This is a genomic window from Blautia glucerasea (assembly GCF_013304385.1).
Classification (GTDB): Bacteria; Bacillota; Clostridia; order Lachnospirales; family Lachnospiraceae; genus Blautia_A; species Blautia_A ammoniilytica.
The window spans coordinates 136,707-153,419 of sequence record NZ_JAAITU010000001.1 but is presented as its reverse complement, the minus strand read 5'-3'; the positions used below and the strand labels follow the sequence as shown (position 1 = coordinate 153,419).

At 38.2% G+C, this 16,713-nt stretch carries 29 protein-coding genes, 1 tRNA gene and 1 pseudogene; all 31 read right to left on the bottom strand.

Translation table 11 applies throughout. The features are described 5' to 3' along the window. Nucleotides 1-2 precede the first annotated feature (2 nt). The 31 genes and pseudogenes from G5B11_RS00890 to G5B11_RS00740 all read right to left on the bottom strand — a co-directional run bounded on the left by G5B11_RS00890 (nucleotide 3) and on the right by G5B11_RS00740 (nucleotide 16,711). A complete protein-coding gene (locus tag G5B11_RS00890; protein WP_173726524.1) occupies nucleotides 3-923 on the bottom strand; it encodes a hypothetical protein in 921 nt (306 codons plus the stop codon). Between the two features lie 13 nt (nucleotides 924-936). Next, nucleotides 937-1,272, bottom strand: a complete 336-nt coding sequence (locus G5B11_RS00885; protein ID WP_173726523.1) for a phage head-tail connector protein — start codon at nucleotides 1,270-1,272, stop codon at nucleotides 937-939. A gap of 20 nt (nucleotides 1,273-1,292) precedes the next feature. Then, nucleotides 1,293-1,715 (bottom strand): hypothetical protein, encoded by a 423-nt coding sequence (locus tag G5B11_RS00880; RefSeq protein ID WP_244092875.1) that lies wholly within the window; start codon nucleotides 1,713-1,715, stop codon nucleotides 1,293-1,295. Beyond that, nucleotides 1,708-2,031: a hypothetical protein gene (locus G5B11_RS00875; protein ID WP_173726521.1), complete on the bottom strand. Its 324-nt coding sequence runs from the start codon at nucleotides 2,029-2,031 to the stop codon at nucleotides 1,708-1,710. Before G5B11_RS00875 ends, G5B11_RS00880 begins: the two co-directional genes overlap by 8 nt. A 311-nt stretch (nucleotides 2,032-2,342) precedes the next feature. Further along, on the bottom strand, nucleotides 2,343-2,612 hold the full coding sequence (locus tag G5B11_RS00870) for a hypothetical protein (protein ID WP_173726520.1): 270 nt from the start codon (nucleotides 2,610-2,612) through the stop codon (nucleotides 2,343-2,345). Between the two features lie 2 nt (nucleotides 2,613-2,614). After that, nucleotides 2,615-5,527, bottom strand: coding sequence for a helix-turn-helix domain-containing protein (locus G5B11_RS00865; protein WP_173726519.1), 2,913 nt, complete (start codon nucleotides 5,525-5,527; stop codon nucleotides 2,615-2,617). Between the two features lie 2 nt (nucleotides 5,528-5,529). Then, nucleotides 5,530-6,084 (bottom strand): DUF2800 domain-containing protein, encoded by a 555-nt coding sequence (locus G5B11_RS00860; protein WP_173726518.1) that lies wholly within the window; start codon nucleotides 6,082-6,084, stop codon nucleotides 5,530-5,532. Continuing rightward, nucleotides 6,056-6,346, bottom strand: a complete 291-nt coding sequence (locus G5B11_RS00855) for a hypothetical protein (protein ID WP_173726517.1) — start codon at nucleotides 6,344-6,346, stop codon at nucleotides 6,056-6,058. The genes G5B11_RS00860 and G5B11_RS00855 overlap by 29 nt, the downstream gene beginning before the upstream one ends. Before the next feature lie 21 nt (nucleotides 6,347-6,367). Then, nucleotides 6,368-6,441 (bottom strand) — tRNA-Ile (locus tag G5B11_RS00850). A gap of 144 nt (nucleotides 6,442-6,585) precedes the next feature. Next, nucleotides 6,586-6,966, bottom strand: coding sequence for a hypothetical protein (locus G5B11_RS00845; RefSeq protein WP_173726516.1), 381 nt, complete (start codon nucleotides 6,964-6,966; stop codon nucleotides 6,586-6,588). A 73-nt stretch (nucleotides 6,967-7,039) separates the two neighbouring features. Continuing rightward, entirely contained in the window at nucleotides 7,040-7,282 is a 243-nt protein-coding gene (locus G5B11_RS00840; protein ID WP_173726515.1) for a helix-turn-helix domain-containing protein, read from the bottom strand. A gap of 229 nt (nucleotides 7,283-7,511) precedes the next feature. Then, nucleotides 7,512-7,778 (bottom strand): hypothetical protein, encoded by a 267-nt coding sequence (locus G5B11_RS00835; RefSeq protein WP_173726514.1) that lies wholly within the window; start codon nucleotides 7,776-7,778, stop codon nucleotides 7,512-7,514. A 1-nt stretch (nucleotide 7,779) separates the two neighbouring features. Further along, the gene (locus tag G5B11_RS00830; RefSeq protein ID WP_173726513.1) at nucleotides 7,780-7,983 is read right to left on the bottom strand and encodes a hypothetical protein; all 204 of its coding nucleotides are present in this window, start codon (nucleotides 7,981-7,983) and stop codon (nucleotides 7,780-7,782) included. A gap of 3 nt (nucleotides 7,984-7,986) precedes the next feature. After that, on the bottom strand, nucleotides 7,987-8,187 hold the full coding sequence (locus tag G5B11_RS00825; RefSeq protein WP_173726512.1) for a hypothetical protein: 201 nt from the start codon (nucleotides 8,185-8,187) through the stop codon (nucleotides 7,987-7,989). 3 nt (nucleotides 8,188-8,190) lie between these two features. Beyond that, nucleotides 8,191-8,562 (bottom strand): hypothetical protein, encoded by a 372-nt coding sequence (locus tag G5B11_RS00820; RefSeq protein ID WP_173726511.1) that lies wholly within the window; start codon nucleotides 8,560-8,562, stop codon nucleotides 8,191-8,193. Between the two features lie 76 nt (nucleotides 8,563-8,638). Next, nucleotides 8,639-8,845, bottom strand: coding sequence for a hypothetical protein (locus G5B11_RS00815; RefSeq protein WP_173726510.1), 207 nt, complete (start codon nucleotides 8,843-8,845; stop codon nucleotides 8,639-8,641). 81 nt (nucleotides 8,846-8,926) lie between these two features. Beyond that, nucleotides 8,927-9,496: a DUF5688 family protein gene (locus G5B11_RS00810; RefSeq protein WP_173726509.1), complete on the bottom strand. Its 570-nt coding sequence runs from the start codon at nucleotides 9,494-9,496 to the stop codon at nucleotides 8,927-8,929. 82 nt (nucleotides 9,497-9,578) lie between these two features. Beyond that, nucleotides 9,579-9,734 (bottom strand): hypothetical protein, encoded by a 156-nt coding sequence (locus G5B11_RS00805; protein ID WP_173726508.1) that lies wholly within the window; start codon nucleotides 9,732-9,734, stop codon nucleotides 9,579-9,581. Between the two features lie 406 nt (nucleotides 9,735-10,140). Further along, a pseudogene (locus tag G5B11_RS00800) lies at nucleotides 10,141-10,554 on the bottom strand (hypothetical protein); the annotation flags it as partial. Between the two features lie 191 nt (nucleotides 10,555-10,745). Then, nucleotides 10,746-10,934 carry a hypothetical protein gene (locus G5B11_RS00795; protein ID WP_173726507.1) on the bottom strand — a complete coding sequence of 63 codons (189 nt, stop codon included), beginning with the start codon at nucleotides 10,932-10,934 and terminating at the stop codon, nucleotides 10,746-10,748. A 555-nt stretch (nucleotides 10,935-11,489) separates the two neighbouring features. Continuing rightward, nucleotides 11,490-11,792, bottom strand: coding sequence for a hypothetical protein (locus G5B11_RS00790; RefSeq protein ID WP_173726506.1), 303 nt, complete (start codon nucleotides 11,790-11,792; stop codon nucleotides 11,490-11,492). Continuing rightward, nucleotides 11,789-12,040: a hypothetical protein gene (locus tag G5B11_RS00785; protein WP_173726505.1), complete on the bottom strand. Its 252-nt coding sequence runs from the start codon at nucleotides 12,038-12,040 to the stop codon at nucleotides 11,789-11,791. Before G5B11_RS00785 ends, G5B11_RS00790 begins: the two co-directional genes overlap by 4 nt. Beyond that, nucleotides 12,037-12,354: a hypothetical protein gene (locus G5B11_RS00780; protein ID WP_173726504.1), complete on the bottom strand. Its 318-nt coding sequence runs from the start codon at nucleotides 12,352-12,354 to the stop codon at nucleotides 12,037-12,039. The genes G5B11_RS00785 and G5B11_RS00780 overlap by 4 nt, the downstream gene beginning before the upstream one ends. A 249-nt stretch (nucleotides 12,355-12,603) precedes the next feature. Continuing rightward, the gene (locus G5B11_RS00775; protein ID WP_173726503.1) at nucleotides 12,604-12,930 is read right to left on the bottom strand and encodes a hypothetical protein; all 327 of its coding nucleotides are present in this window, start codon (nucleotides 12,928-12,930) and stop codon (nucleotides 12,604-12,606) included. Nucleotides 12,931-13,002: 72 nt separating this feature from the next. Then, on the bottom strand, nucleotides 13,003-13,527 hold the full coding sequence (locus G5B11_RS00770) for a DUF5662 family protein (protein WP_173726502.1): 525 nt from the start codon (nucleotides 13,525-13,527) through the stop codon (nucleotides 13,003-13,005). Beyond that, entirely contained in the window at nucleotides 13,511-13,846 is a 336-nt protein-coding gene (locus tag G5B11_RS00765; protein WP_173726501.1) for a hypothetical protein, read from the bottom strand. The genes G5B11_RS00770 and G5B11_RS00765 overlap by 17 nt, the downstream gene beginning before the upstream one ends. A gap of 391 nt (nucleotides 13,847-14,237) precedes the next feature. Continuing rightward, a complete protein-coding gene (locus G5B11_RS00760) occupies nucleotides 14,238-14,393 on the bottom strand; it encodes a hypothetical protein (RefSeq protein WP_173726500.1) in 156 nt (51 codons plus the stop codon). Between the two features lie 74 nt (nucleotides 14,394-14,467). Continuing rightward, complete coding sequence (locus tag G5B11_RS00755; protein WP_173726499.1) at nucleotides 14,468-14,722, bottom strand: hypothetical protein; 255 nt, start codon at nucleotides 14,720-14,722, stop codon at nucleotides 14,468-14,470. A gap of 115 nt (nucleotides 14,723-14,837) precedes the next feature. Further along, the gene (locus G5B11_RS00750) at nucleotides 14,838-16,070 is read right to left on the bottom strand and encodes a hypothetical protein (protein ID WP_173726498.1); all 1,233 of its coding nucleotides are present in this window, start codon (nucleotides 16,068-16,070) and stop codon (nucleotides 14,838-14,840) included. Further along, nucleotides 16,063-16,245 (bottom strand): hypothetical protein, encoded by a 183-nt coding sequence (locus tag G5B11_RS00745; protein WP_173726497.1) that lies wholly within the window; start codon nucleotides 16,243-16,245, stop codon nucleotides 16,063-16,065. Before G5B11_RS00745 ends, G5B11_RS00750 begins: the two co-directional genes overlap by 8 nt. Further along, nucleotides 16,229-16,711, bottom strand: coding sequence for a hypothetical protein (locus tag G5B11_RS00740; RefSeq protein ID WP_173726496.1), 483 nt, complete (start codon nucleotides 16,709-16,711; stop codon nucleotides 16,229-16,231). Before G5B11_RS00740 ends, G5B11_RS00745 begins: the two co-directional genes overlap by 17 nt. Nucleotides 16,712-16,713 lie beyond the last annotated feature (2 nt).

The window sequence follows — 16,713 nt, the reverse complement described above, 5'->3', positions numbered from 1 at the left end:
GATTAACCCATCCTTTTATCTTCCAGTCTAAGTATACCGGCTCCGCTTTCGAGTAATCCGCTTATGAATCTCTCGCCGCTGCTAGTATTGGAAGATTTCACATCACGATAATCGGCATCCACCGTATAATATTTACGTGGATCGACATGAGACGTACCTTTACCTTCAACCGTTCCGGTGTATCTTTCAGTCTTTGACTCCTCCGTTTTTGAAGACTTAGTGCCGTCAGATGTCTTAGACGATTGACCGCCTCTCGATTCCGATTTCTGTTCATTTTGTTTGCTGGATTTGTTTGATCCGCTATTGGGAGATTTTTCACCGTTCGTCTTGTCACTGTTCGTCTTGTCACTGGTGTTTCCCTGATTTTTCTTTCGTTTATTTAATTCTTCTTTGATCAGGTTTTCATACTTTAGTGAATTATAACGATTCTGCATATCCTTTGCTTTATTGGCAAGTTTATTTGATTCCGACTCAGGAACTTTCAACCCCAATTTATTCTCAATCCATTTGTTGACATTATTCTTGAGAGCTCCCTCCCATACATTTTTGGCTATGGTCGGGCCGAACTTCTCAATAAATTTCTTTCCGGCTGAAACTTTCTTTGGGGTAAGTTCGCTAATTTTATTCTGTAACTCCAGAACGTCTTTCTTTGCTGTAAGGAGTTCTTTCTGTTTCTTCAGTTTCGTGATCTGATCATCGGCGTCACTTGTTTTTCCGCCTGACTTACTTTTGTCGCTGCTTTTCTTTAAACTTTCCGGATGACTTCGTAATTTCTTCCCGGTCAATTGAGTGTATGCTGTACGCATCTTCGCCGCTCTTCTTTGTCCAGCAGGCGTTAAGCTACCGTCTTTATACTGGAATCGTCGAATTCCCCATTTTTGACCTTTTACACCATGATGGCTTAGATACAAACTGTTTACCATATTCTCACCACCTTTATTTGGATTCCGCCTGCACGTTAAGGCGCCATTCAAGTTCGTTAATCTGTCTGTTGAAACTGTCAACTATGGTTGAACTCGTAGGTGGATCGAACAGTAACCTGACTTTCAAGTATATGTAAGATTTCACAGCCTCAAGTTTTTTGGAATCAGTAATGTAATCGGACCATTGTTCATTAGCCCCGGTTATCACAAAACCGTCATCCGGTCCAACGCCAAGTTGAGTAAGTATCATCAGAACAGAATTTATGTGCATAATAATGTCGGCATCGAAATGCTGATAATCTTCTGGAATACCGATCATCTTTTTGATTGAATTCAATATGCTTGTCATAATAAATTCCTTTCATCGTGCTATTTTTTCCAAGGGCATGTATCCCCCTTAGTTCTCACGATTAACTCAACATCTTCTTTTGAAATTTTTCCGTAATGTATTGCATCATGTGTGGATTTTGTAGTAGAAATTAAATACTCTGGATTTAGTAGCAGATCGCTTCTGGATAGAATATCTTCTTTAGACAGAGGATTTATATGATGGATTAGAATTCGCCCGTGAATTTCACGATCACGAATTCCAAGATCGCATCCGTTATCTCTGACGATTACATGATCACGAATCGACAGCCATTCTTTAGATTTGTAAAATATCTGATTGAGATACCGATCGAAACCGAAGGTATCCTTCCCAACCAAACCGTCAAGTTTCAAATACTCGTATCTTTCAAGAAATGTTGGAAGACGAATTAATTCTGAATATGTCCTAATTATTTCATTCATCTCGGTCAACCCCTGCATATCTCAACATTGCATTAATCGCATCTTTGTATAACTGCTTCTTTTCATCACCCGATTCAAGAGCCTTGGTTTTGGCACGGAGAAGTTTGTTTTCTTCTTCAAGTTTTTCTTTTTCAAGTGTCTCTTTTGATGAACCAAGCTTCAGAAAATGAGATATTACTTGCGATGAGGCAGTTCCCTCGATAAGTTGCTTTTCGGCTAAATCCACCGCCAATGCAATTAATTGTTTTTCCCTTGCTTCTGGCGTCAACGCCGGACGCCGTTTCGTTGTGGGCTCCGTCGTCTTACTTTTAGCCATGTTCTCATCTCCTTTTGATTATGTTTAGACGTAGTTTCCACACTTAAAAGAATTCACGAAACCGGATATTCTGACAGGAGGGCAGTAAAATGAAGTGACTTACATTCTATATATGCACGCGAAAAGGAGGATTTCATTTCGCCATCCAGTCTCGTGAACTCGTGTAAGTGTGGAAAGAATACGTTGGGGGAAAATACAAGTCGAAATGTTTTTCAGAAAATTCCCTCCGGGGAAAATATAAAGACCGCCGCGATGCAAGGAGGGGGTGTATTTTTCACGACCCCCCCCTATGTTTTAAACATTTCTATACCCTACGAGTGGGCTCTTTCTTTTGATTCTTTATCTTTTCTGTATACTTTTTTATAAATATTGAGAAAATCATATCGAATCATTGCATCAACAGCTCTTTCATGTTCTTCGTCAACTTCTTTCTCGCTCATGTCGTCAGTATAGTGAGATACTCTGTCAAGTCTGGAACACGTGTTGTATCCGTTTTCTACATCAAATAGAAACCATTGAGGAAACTGATCAAAAGGATCATATGGATTGTCGATAGTTGTTAGTCTGCAGTCTGATGCCATAATCATTTTCCTCCTTTCAAATACTTAGAAACTGTAGATGTTGATACGCCAAGTTTGTCTGCAATCTGTTGCATTGTGTATGTGCTAGACATTGCTTTGATTCTGCTCTGCTTTGAACTCGAAAGTTCTTTCGTAGTCTTCGGCATTGCTTTCTCTCTAAGAATGTCTGGATCACTGTTGTTCAGTATCCTAATAAGCTTGGCCTCACTGATTGCTCCGGCCTGGATGGCAGCCCATTCTTTGTCAGTAATAGGAATGTTTCTTTCTCTTCTTGATGAAGACCCAACTTCCTCACGTGCTCTGGTTAGAGCCTGCTGACTAGCTTTCTTAACATCTTTCTTTTTAAGAGTTTCACCGTTAGCCTCTGCTGCTTCGATCTTTTTCTTCGTTGATACATTAGCCATTCTCTGTGCAGCTCTCTCTCTAACCGCATTAATCTCAGCTTTATTAAGCTTTTTCTCCAGGCTATCTACTTCATCTTTGTAGATCTGTTTTGCATTCTTGTCATATGCGATCTTTCCTGCTTTGGATAATTCGACTCTAGCCCGGTTAGCCATAGCTTTCATTGAGTTTGCATAGTCTGCATATACCAGTTCCATGGGATGTCTTTGTTTGGATACAAGTTTATAGGCGTCGTCAGTTTCGGCCATTTTTGTACTCTTCTGCGTTCTATATCCAATCACTGGTTCCAATTCGCCAGTTTTTTTGTTAAGCTTTGTTTGTTCTTCCCATTTACCAGTTTCTGGATTGCGTATTTTCTTTACGTATTCCAACTTATCGGCGGTCTTCCACAGTAACGCTCCCTCTGGTCGAGACGGATCGTAATCTGGGCGCCCTTTTAGATTTATCCGTGGGGATCCCTGTCGTTTATCTACCTCGTATTGCCCCTTTGCTCTGGAAATAATGGTCGATGCTCCGCCTGTTTTTTTACCCTGATACTTAACTTTCAGAGCAGCAATGTTGTTTACCTTTTCACTGTCTTTGTAATCCAATTTATGCTTTTCAGCATCAATAACCACCATACTGTGCCTAACAGCACGAGCTAATTCATTCTCGTCAGCTCCAAGAAGCGTCATATCTGTAATCAGATTTGAAATTTTACCCATTTCCGTATCAGTCTTTTTCATTAACTGATACTCTCTTCCGTTACGATAGTAATGTTCTTTGCCGTCTCGTCCTATCTTGACTGTTCCACCATATTCCATCTTGGGATCAAATCCCTCCAGACCTTTAAGTGGTGGGGTAGAAGTGATCTTGACTTTACCTTCTTTATCGTGGGTAGGAATACACATTACAGTGTCTCCATCGAAATCGGCACCCGATAATCTTTCGGCAACTTTATGATTTATACCGACAGCATCTCTTGGAATATTGCCCAAGATTTCATGTCCTTCTCGGTTTTTATTATTAACTGTAAGTATTGGTATCTCAAAAGTTCCGCCATGTGGATACCTGATTAACGCCAGCTTTGTTCCGTTCTCATAGTTCGGTGCATACACTTCCTTATCGCTCAACGAGTTCATTGGTATGATAACGTGGTATTTCTGCCCAGGTAACGCAGCTGCCTGTAAATGTACAGCCGCCGAATCACAACTCTCAGCGAACTTGTTCAGGTAGTATTTCTTAACAGTGGGGTTGGTTAAAGCCATGATCTCATCAAATTCCAACTGCTTATCCGCTTTTGCGATATTAAGTTGCTTTTGGGCCATAGATACGGATTGCTTTGATAAGAACTGTGACGGAAGAGCATCTTTCCAATCAGACCAATCACCCTCATCGGCACGTTTGTTTATTAAACCAAGCTTTTTCTGACCAGTCTTAGGGTCGTTATACCAATATTGTCCACCCTGCTCAGAATCTTTAATGGCTGAGCCAAATGGATTGTTTGGATCGTCTTTAATTTTCTTGAGAACATCCATCTTAGAAACATCTTTGCTTTTGTTGGTGTTAAATATAACATCGACACCATCAGGCATATTATCCGAATAAACAGCCATACCTTTGATGTATCGCTTTCCATCAACCATGATACGAACCTGAGAATAGGACGATTCTCCAAGAGAAAGATCTGGAACATTTCTCCTCAATTCAACAAGACCATCCTTGTTTATACCGCCATCCTCTGCATATCGAATCTGAAGTCTTTTGGAATCCAAACTTTCTGGATAATGAAATTTTTTCTCGAAAGTTGCTCCATCATCTCTCGAAATATAATCTTTTAGCGTTTTGACTCTATCGAGGTCATATATCTCATTATGCTGAGTGCCGGGAACGCATAATACACGCTGCGTTGTCATTTGCCCCTTGTTCGTCGCCTGAGAAAATCTACCACCGTAAACTTTATATCCACCTTCTGCCTGCAATATAAATAACGCCTGATCAAGTTTTTCTTTTGAAATGTTTAACTCTCTCTCGACACCAACACCAACGTCGACCATTTTCTTTTTGTCGACCTGCTCTTTTAAATAATTAGCGGTACCTCTGGCCTGCTTCATCCTAGATTCTGAATTTGGATTCAGATAAGATCTAACAGTCGACTCGTTGATCCCCATCTTTCTACCAATCTGGCTGGTATTCAATCCGTCTTTCTTTAAAGACTGAGCTCTTGCCACATCGTATGATCGACGCTCATCTTTGGCGATTGCATATACTGTTCTAAAATCTGTAGAATTGTATCCTAAAGATTTTGCAATAGCATTATCTCCTGTCCATGTCTTTCCATCTTCATCAGTGTATTTGAAACCTTTCTTACGCATTTCCTCTACACGACCAAGAAAATCAAGACTCGATTGAAACGGTTCTTTTCCAGAACCCCATGGATATCTCCCACTTCGACGAGGCATTCCATAATGAGCTAAGTATTCGTCTTCGCCACAGCCTAAGTACGATTCCATTTCTTCGATTATTGAACTCATTTTTATACCTCCTCATTCAACGATTTCAACAGTTTATCTAAATGAACAATCTTATCCATGATCGGTAAAATGTCTTCGGCAGTAGGATTAAAAACAATCACTTCGTCGTTTTGATAAATTCTCAATTCCATATCAATATCGCCTGGACGAACTTTATACTCCAAACAAAAAAGAGCAGCATATATTTCAAGCTGCTCCATGTGGACTGGCGTCTTCCCAGTTTTCAAATCATGTATTCTTAAAAAGTTATCTCGGAATGAAATACTATCAGCAGTTCCGAAGAAGTTGTCTGAATAATATAAAACAACCTCGGTGTCCATCTTGAACCCGATTGCATCATTCACATATGCATACAACGTTTTCTTTGATCTAGGTTGCTTTATACCTAAATCAATAGTTTCTTTAGCCCAAGCATGAAGTCTCGTTCCCATCATCTTTGCCTGCAGATTCTTGTATACATCCAAAGCCTTGTCATCTGAATACCTCAGCCAACTTGACTGACTCGCTCCGAATGGGGCGTGAGTTCCTTCAAGTATCGAATGCTTGTTGAAGTTCATTTAACACATCCTCCTTATTCTCTGGAAATATAAATTTTGAAAATGACATTTCATTCATGCGTGCAACATAATATTCCTGGTTTGGTCTTTTACTGGCACTTGCATCTTTTTTAACTTCGAGTGCTGCCCATTTGTTTTTGTATAATACCAGTAGATCTGGAATCCCCTGAATATCAGAGGAGTCAAGTTTGGTAACTATGCATCCAGGAAACCTCTTCTTGATTTCTTTTTTCAGATCAGACTGAAACTTGTTCTCTTTCATAACATCCTCCTGTCATAGAGATGGATCCTGTTGGGTACGATCCAACGACCTACCGGTTATGAGCCGGTCGCTCTAACCAACTGAGCTAAAGATCCGAGAAAGCCAGAAGTTCGAAAAGCATTCTGGTACGTTCCAAATATAAAAAGAAGACAGAATCAGTTTTTAAAACCGTTCTGTCTCTTCCCCTATAACAGTCTATGTAATTTTCGCCCGTAATCTTTTGGGGAATTCTAAAAATATCATGAAATAATCCTGAAATGTCTTTCTTTATACCGTCTCTTTTTTCGTGCGGCATTCAACACACTTTTATGATCTCCATTTATAGACCTCGCACACTCTCTTGCTGATCGGAACTCTTCTCCAGATTCTAAAATTTTTACAGATGTTCCCGGTCGTCCTAAAATATCAATAGATGCTCGAAACTCTGGAAGTCTATCGATCGCAACTATATGGTATCCATGACATGTATTGTAACCTGGTTCACCTCTTGCCACTTTACCGACCCATTTTGGATCAGCATTAATATAATCAGCACATGCCTGTATGGAATTAAATTCTTCTCCCGTTTCAAATATCACAACTGGAACCCCATTTCTTTTTGTACAAAAATTATTGGACATATTTGCTATTCCTCCACAAAAGAAAGAGCGCCTGTAAACCAAGCGCCCACATAATTTTTGAAAATATAAACATCTACTTAATCATGTTGCAAGCTGGTAAAATATCGTACAAATCGCAATTGAGAACATAACAGATATTTATCAGTGCTCGTAATGACGGCATCGTTTTCTTGTTTAAATATCGGTTAATTGTTTCTCTTGTAAGATGTGCTTCTTCTGCCAACTCTCTTTGACCAATTTTTGCATCTTTCATAATGTCTCTTAAATTATCCGCAAAAATATCAATAAACTCAACTTCGCTTATAACATCTTTCATTTGCATTTTATCTCCGTTCTTGTAGATGTGACACAGGTGTACACCCTACCATTATTAATATATATAATTATATATTTTTTCGCGTATTAACAATAAGGGGGTGTACATCCGTATCACACAAAATATCAATTTTTACCTCAAAATAGCCCAAAAATCGCCAAAATAGGCGTTTTTACCCGATTTTTTGGATATCCAATAATTCACACTTTTATTTTTGGATATCCAATAATTAAAGGTCATCTTCAAAATCGTCCCTATTTTCTGGATATCCAATAATTCCATAATCGTCATTTCGATTTTCTGGATATCCAATAAATGACCCATTTTTTGACATATCGTACCCAATTTTTATGAGTGCTCGGAACACATCTGCTTTCGATAAGCCCTCATTTTGGCATATTTTCTCAAGCAAATAGCGTTCTTCTTTACTCATTCTCAGCCGATATCCATCAGTTTTACTATCAATCTTCTTCGGTCTACCTCTCTTTTTCTGCATGTTATCTCCAAACACGACCGTTGGTTTTATCCCGGAGAACCACTCGTCCCTCCAACGCAAATCCGTTCATCGCACAAATATCACGAAGATCCTTCATTGTCTTCTTGAATCTTTTATAAGCAATATCTTTATCTGCTCTGTATACAGCAAAGTTTGCGGTCGGATCATCGTATCCTTCTTTATTCTTATTTCTATGCTTACCCATATCTCAACCCTCTTTCATCATCATGAAATCCTTCAGTTTTCGTACGCAATCATCGCATAAATCAAATCGTCTAACAGATATATTACGATATACATACTTTATTGCGATTATTGTACTATCACTGATATTTGTTATTCCCTGCCTTGTTGCCTCATTATCGTCATAATATTTTCCACATCTATCGCACTTCATTGCTGCTGCCATATCTCAACCCTCCACTTTCTCCGGCTCTAAACGTACTCCGCCGTACTGCCATAAATCTTCTTTCATTTTATCCATATCAAGTTTTCCGTCCTGCCACATCTCATAATACTCAATCACCTTATCCACAAACCCCGGCAATCGTTTCGCATACGATTTCGGCCAATAATGATCCATCAATACTTCCAATGGCAATGTAAGTAGCAAAGCTATTGCTTGATTAATAGCTTCAGACGTAGCCTCTTCTTTAGCTTCTTTTATCCTATATCCAATCTGTTCCTGGACAAAAGCGTCTAATTGTGCCCTTGTTAAGTTATATGTAACTGTCTCAGATTTTCTCTTCTCTCTTTCAGCCCTGCGTAATTCTGCCCGTCCCATCGCCAATACCTCCGATCAAGATAAAACAAAAATAAAAGGGGCCACAGCATAATGCCATGACCCACAAGTAAAAATATCAACAATCCTCTTTAATTACAGTTCCGCCGGATGCTTCGATTTTATTGATTTTATCTTTTATTACGGCTGCACCAAACGCTTTGGCGTCCGCACAATGCTCTACACATTCGCAGATACGATTTAGAATACTCATCGCAAAACCGTATACAAGAATAAATCTCAATACACACAATGCTGCATATAAACAGAAATCTGAAAAATCCATAATTAATCCTCCTCAATATCTTCTTTTGCAAGTTTTAAATCCATCATCATTTCACCATCTTTACTACACCAAAAAGGTGTATTACATAAAACATCTTTCGGGCTTAACAATCATTGGGTTTGCATTGAACTCCGCAAGCATGTCATAAAAATAATCAAGATCTTCATTTGCATCTCTTATGATCATTACCTCGTGGACCGATGACGGAAGCACAATAAAATGTCCACCAACAATCTCCCCAATTCCCTGGCGAATCGCTTTATTTAATATCAAGCTCGCTCCAAACTGCTTATCCGTATTTGTCAGGCACAGTATATCCCAATCGTCAAACTTTTTACTGTAGTAATATAAATTTTCACCAAAAGAAATTCCGTTGAAAATATGAACCTGTTCAAGTTCGGAATCGCATACGTCCTTAATTAATGTGTCTAAAGAAATATCCCATCTCTTCAACATACGTTCACTGATGCATTGCAATGAAGTGGTATCATCTTCTGGATGCGGAATATAAATTATATAGATCGCACACAATTTACCATGTCTGGATATCGCCAGTCTATTCTTCAAAAATTCCGGTCGTAAATCAGGGTCAAATATAAATCTTCTTATATACGGTCTAGCAGCTTCGTAATTGTCGAATACGTTTTTCATCGTTAATCCTCCTTTTCATAAAAAAAAAGAAAGAGCCTGCAGTCTTTAGACCACAGGTCCTTTCCGGTGAAATAGGTTTCCGTTACGCTTCAATATCCTTCTGAGTGTCATCAATCAATTCATCGAGTTTTCGTAAAGCAGTTTCTTTATCTCCTTTACTCAGCAACTCACGAATCTCTTTAAGACTCCTTAAAAGTTTCCTACTGAATGCAACAAATTCTCTCATGTCACTTTCCATTTACCTGCCTCCTTTTCGAGCAAGCCCTTTCTTTTATGATAAGAGCTAATATATAAACATTATACACTACTCTTTCATTATAGGCCAAGTTTATTTCGCGATTAATTAAATATCTTACAATAAATCCATCCGTATAATACCAAGCACAATGACTATCATAAGAGTGCAGGCTATGATTACACGGTCATGGTCTTTCGATTTGGCATAACCATATGCATTTAGAAATTCCATACAAAAACCAAATATCAATACCCATCTCATTATCAACTCAAACATTATTTTCGTCCTCTTCTGATTTGTTTTCGCAATGGACACTTTTTGTCATTTTGTCCACAGCATCTTTAATGCGATCTGCAAAATCCGGATGCTCCTTAGCATACTCAACAGTGTCGTATTCTTTGAATCCAATAATCACCTCACTATACGGAAGACTCTCAATCCATTTACAGAACTCTCTCCACTCGTCCAGCTTATGACTATGCCGCTGTTTGTAAATATTCGCCAGCACCTCATAATTCATCATAACATTACGGGTCTGGTTATAACTGCTCGGGAGAAGCTGAATCATCTGCCACCAGTATTTTTTAGCAGAGGATGCACTAACTTTAGAGTCTTTTACGTCAAGATAGGTTCTTCTCCATACATTCAAAAAATCAATTTGTTTCTGGAGCCAGGCTACCATATCAATATGGTGTACATCGTTTTCTTTAGTTAAATGCTCACAACTAAAATCCTCCAGCGTAAATTCTTTCTCCGCAATCTTGTGCATCGTACTGCAAGAGTTTGCAACAGTACCAACTTTGTAAGTATCAAATTCTTTCCCATTAATGGACTATCTTTTACTATTGTTTTTTTTTTGTGTGTTTTAAACAGTTATTTAAAGGTCTGCCCTTAAATATGCATTAACCATCTTATCACTCCCTTTCTGTAAAATATAAATCCACCATATTTTTCGCACACAAATATAAAAGAGAAAAGACTCAGCAATAATGCTGAGCCCCCCTCTCTCTCTCAATAAGTGTAATATTTAAATCTTTTATTTTGTTTAAACGCTATTTTTGCTCGGATAGCCTGGATTAATCCATCAGCATGAAATTCTAGTCGATATTTTTTATTATCTTCTAAAAATTCAATGCCCTCTCCTATTTTCTTCCAGTCTCTTCCGTACTTAGTCGCTTTAACAATATATTTTCTTGCCATAAATATCACCATCCTTTCATTAAAGGATATGCATTTTTCGCTAACACACAAATATAAAACAATAGGACACCATTTCGATTTTCATGGGCTTCGTTTCCTAAAACCCAGCTACGTATCAATAGTAGCCCTACTCCCCCGCCCAGAAGGCATAGGGGATAGCCTCTACAGGTTCATTTCAAAAATATAAAAGAGAAAGACTCAGATTTTACTCTGAGCCTTTAATCTTTATTTCTTCTTATAATGCCAAGCATTTAAATCTGGCAACCAATCAATTATTCCGATCTTGTGCATGTATAATTCCTCTGCAAAAAGAACTCTTCGTATAATACATATAGGTATCCACGGATATTTCTTTTTTATAAGTCTCATACAATCCAAAGTGTCGTATATTGGTTTGTTACTCATATAAATCACTCCTTTCATTATAGGAGATGCTTTTTTCGCTAAATATATTTTTGAAATGTTTCCCACGGGATTCCAATGGGTGGTTCCCCGTTAGCCACAAAATGTGACCCCTAGCGATAACTAGGCAAAGTGTTTCATTGGCAGAAAGAACTACCAATACAATGGTGCCGTAATTCTCACATACACCGGCATCATTCTCATATACTTTCGATGTTCCGTACCTGCGTTGGAGAGCCGCTGCATGAGAGAGTGGTCATTTGAACCTAATTTAAACATTGGAATGTTTTCATCTACTGCAGTTGCCGTTGGCATAGAATATCCACCATTATTAAAAGCATCAATCCAAGTTTCACTATCACTCTTCTCCCAGCTATTCATCGGATTTCTCATACCTTGAATAATAAACTCCATCTGCTCCGGGCTCGCCAGAACCACATTTTCTAATTTAATCATTCGCAATACCCTCCCAATTCGATATTTACAATTTTGTTAGCTTCGATCTCCCGGATTTCCACTTCAATATCAGATACATCCTCAACGACGGACATCCAGCCCCTTGCAATTTCTTTTTCATAAAGTTCTTTGATTATTAGATCTTTAGCGGATTCCGCCTCATCCTTTTTCGTATAGATACCGAATATATTTTCAATATATCCGTATCCGTCGTAATAGGTATTTCCATGAACTACGTATAAGATCATTTGCAGGTATCCTCCTTAAATATATCAGTCATTTTTTTAATAACTTCTTGACGTCCAATTTTACGACCTGCCGAATAACCATCGACATATGCGTTGGCAGAGATCATTAATTGATCAATATCAAGACCGTATTCATTAATAGTCCTGTATAAGGTTACAGCACCTATTAATTCTTTCTTGCTGACAACCGTCATGTAATTTTTTGACAGCCAGTTATTCACAGTCTGAAATATAAATTCTTCATATGTCTCCACAACATCCGAGTATATTTTACCGATCATCTCATCGAGAGTATCAAGCTTATTCTCTTCCATATTTACAGTCCTCCAGTAAATATTTTTCAATACTCCTACACAATTCATGATGCTCACACCTTACCTTAACGTAAGTCTTTAATGCTTTGTCATCGGTATAACAAACTGTCGTGTCCATTATGGGAATAAAGTTTGGACACATCTGACATCTTAACATAGTGTCATCTACGATTTTGAACATTTAAAATATCCTCCTTAAATATAAAAACAAAAAGACCCAACGTAATTTCTACGCTGAGTCTTCTGCTCCTAAATCAAATGACCGCCAATATTTCCTTTGACCTTTATAGTTATTTCAAGGTCAACCAAATCCATTGGAACATACGGATCAACCGAATGCTCAGCCTTCCGCTTCTCTTCAAGATCGGACAGAGTTTTCTTGTATCCCGATATTTCATTGTTAAGTTTTTTCTGCTCTTCCATGATTCTCATGTATTCAGCATTTTCGCTCAACAAGTAAAACGGGATATCGCTTTTATACTCCATCCACATTTCAAGTTCGTGAAGCTCGTTAAGCTGTTTCTCGGTTTCTTTTATACGTTGTTTCAATTTACTTTTTTCCTCCAAATAGCCCATAATTATTCTCCTTTCATTTTTGGACTTTGTCATTAGGTTTCATTAAAGGGTTTGTGAAAATAGCGAGTATAATTATCTAGTTTCATGCTCGATCTCGTCCAATTTTTCTTTGATACGCGATAATATATTCTCAACAGTCTTTCTCGTTTTAGGCGCCAGCTTCATATACTTAGAATGCTCATCGTACCAGTTAAATATCTCGTCTAATTTTCCCTGTGACCAACTGAATGACCACCAATCACAAATCATCTCAAGAATATAATAGTATGGCATTTCAAGAATGACTTCGCCTTCTTTAGGATCATCATTGATCAATACCCAATACTGCCAATGATGTGGATTACGGTGAAGATGTAACAACCAAGCTACCTGGTAATCCTTCATGACCCGATAAGAACGATTGTTTCCATAAAAATATGCATCGTAAGCGTCGTATTCATCAGAATTATTTTTCGATGCGTCGTGCTCGAATTGAATTTGGAAATTTGCTGATAAATCACCATTCGAAAGTTCGGGTAAATTTTCGCATATCCATTCGTATGCTCTACGAACATTCCCTCTGTGCTGCTCTAAATACTGATCATACTGAAAACTCATCTTCCAATCTCCCTTTTTCTCTTAATAATTTCACGTCAATTGCTTTCTGCATTTCATCAGGTTTGATGTTGAATATCTGCTCAAGGAAGCTCAGGCAAATATAAACATCCGCCATTTCTTCCATAAGACCAACCTTATCGTCAAATTCTCTAACCTGTTTGCTAATACGCTGCTGCAATTCAGCAAGCTCTTCCACGCAAATCATACATTTCAATTTCCATGGATCACTTTTAACTGATTGATGAATAATCTCGTATCGCTTAGCGGGATCGAGTTTCAAATTACTCTGAAGTCCATCCTCAAAGGTTTTGCGTTTCATATGTTTTCCTCCTGAAAAAGTGTTGCATTTTCACACGCATTGCGATAATATTCAAACGTAAAAGCTACTGTATTATTTCAAAGGAGGTATTTGCCCATGAATAATAATTTAACCAACGACCCCGTCGTCACTCAGAATCGTTTTATTCCTTATATACCATCGTCCAAAACATTAAATCTTTCTATCATTGTTGCCGGAGTCTGTTATTGCTTTATGCATTACATCAGTGCCAAATATGATAGAGATACCACATTCCAGTGCGGTTCTCTAGCATATAGGTCAAACAGTCCGAGGAACAATAATACATCCATAATCAATGTTTAAACTCAGCGAACACAGTAGCTTTTACATATATGGAAAGTGTGCCACCACTTACCAACAAATTAAAATATCAATCCGCTTCTTCCCACATAACAGGTTTGTGTGAGTGCAGATTTGCCGGATGATCCAAACATTCGTTACATGGATCCTTTACGTCCGGTACATCTCTATATTTACAAGTCTTACAATACTCGTGAAAGTAAACCTCTTTGTATTCGTATTCCATAAGTTTTTTCTCCTTATCAAAAGAAAAAGCAAAAGACTCAACGTATTGTTCGCTAAGTCTCTTGCTCGAAAATATCATCTGAAGAATTGTTTTAAAACAAATCTCCGATATTCACTTTCCACCTCATACGCTGCGTAATCGGTAGTGAACCCATTAAGGATTTTACTGCTAAAGTTTGGAAACGAATATTCAAAGTTGTTTTCATCATGTCTTTTGATCTTAACAACCAGAACATCGTCCCAATTAACTTTAACGAAAATTCCTCCTTGGATCCGCTCCTTTAATTTTGTATGCAAATTGGTGGAGAATAGATATTCATAGTCTAACATGTTTCATCCTCCTTATGATTTTCTCATAATAGTGGATGTTATTTATGCGATTTAAAATATATCATAGCAATCATTCCTAAAGCCCATCCCAGAATCACAAGCATAGGTGTTGTCATCATGTCCATCCTACAAACTTCCTTTCATTGAATTTCTTCTTTTTATCAAGTGCCTTACTTATAGCCAGGTCAATTCCACTCCTGGATTTGAGGTGGTAGTAATATAAATCTTTAAACGGACTATTAAGTCTGTCTATTCTGCCACAAGCCTGCTCAGTAACTTTATAGCTGTAATTCTGTGAGAAGAATATAATTGTATCGGTCTTGATGCAATTCCATCCCTCGCAACCAGCCGTATATTGAACTAAGTAAATCCAACGTTTTGTATCCGGCACAGGCATATGTGCGTGTCCAGACCATTCTGCAATCTCATATCCAACATACTCATCATCGCTAAACAGATGTAGAAGCATTTCTCGTTCATAGTCGAAGTTGTAAAATATAATAGCCCGAGGTGTATTCTCCAGTATCTCCATCAGTGCTACGATTCTGGATTCATCCTCGTTCACCACACGCCTCAAAATATAACAAAGCTGTGAAGCCTGCTGGATTGGTTCATTCATATATGGATTCCAACGATTTCTGATAATTTCCTTATATTTTGAAATATCATATTTCGTATATACATCCATGTGATGTGCTACCGTATGCCTGACAAAATCCATGTCGATAAGTATCTTATTCCGTAATCGGATCAGTCTACCGGTATTAAGATACTTCTCAATTTGTGGCCATTTCGTGAAACGAGAATATACAACGTGCTCCCTACAAAACTCAGTCTTGTTTTTGTAGAAACCATTTGCCACAAACACCGGAATATAATCAGCCCAACAATCGCCAGGAGTAGCGGAAAGAATTATCCAATTATTCCCCCGAGCAATTTTTAAGAATGCTTTTACCCATGCTCCCGAGCCACAGACTCTATCCTCATCAAATATAAAGAAAGCACCCGTCACGTCGGCATACTTCTTTATGTTATTCCAGGAATCTATTACGACCGTCTGTCTAGGATATAATTCATTCTTATTAGGATCTGTGGACATGCGGTAATTAGCAAGCTCACCATCCCATTCGTGAGAGTCTCGTTTCATAGCCGTGGTGATAATATAAAGGTCTTTAGGATTCTTCATCGGCACAAAATCCTGATTGACAAAACTACCGCCATTCTCTTTGAAGTAGTAATAAAGGCCGGTCCTGGATTTACCAGAGCCGACCCCTCCGTTTAAGATACAGCCATTACACATTTTATCCACAGCGTCCATCTGATAATCCCTGAGAAAATCTTTACTCATTTTTCGCCTTTGGTGTAATCAACTTTTTATAAAGTTCAATAGCTTCTTCTCCATCGAAAGCATTTATAATATAGACGGCTTCGCGGGGTTTTTTACGCCCCACGATTAAAACTGTGCCGTCCTTACCCGCCGATGAATCAAAACCTATAATTAATGAATCACTGGTCTTTTCCATCGCTTTCTCCTTTCTTTGGAATCCATTTCTTAAATACATCATTGAAATATCCGGCATTATCAAAGAAGTATTTAGAAATCGCCATAGCCAGACCTTTCTCCGGATCAAATGTGTCATCCTTACCGCATTTTACAACGGTCTTAGTGCCATCATTCCAAAATACAATTGTAGCCGGATCATTGAAGATAACGTTTTTGATTTTGGACATGACCTTCTGGTGTGGTGATACCGTAAGGCCCGTTCCGAATAATTTGTTGAACGCAACTTTAGTTGCCAGGACATCGTTGTCACAATACTCCGCTACCTTCTGCCGTAATTCTTTTGGCACAGGCTTATAAACGCATGAGTAATTCGAAGGCAAACTATATTCAGCTCCGTCTGTTGTCATGTGAATGATACCATTAACACAAGTTCTGCACGTTTCCTTACAGTCTTTATTTGCACATGAATAACAATAAACTTTCATAA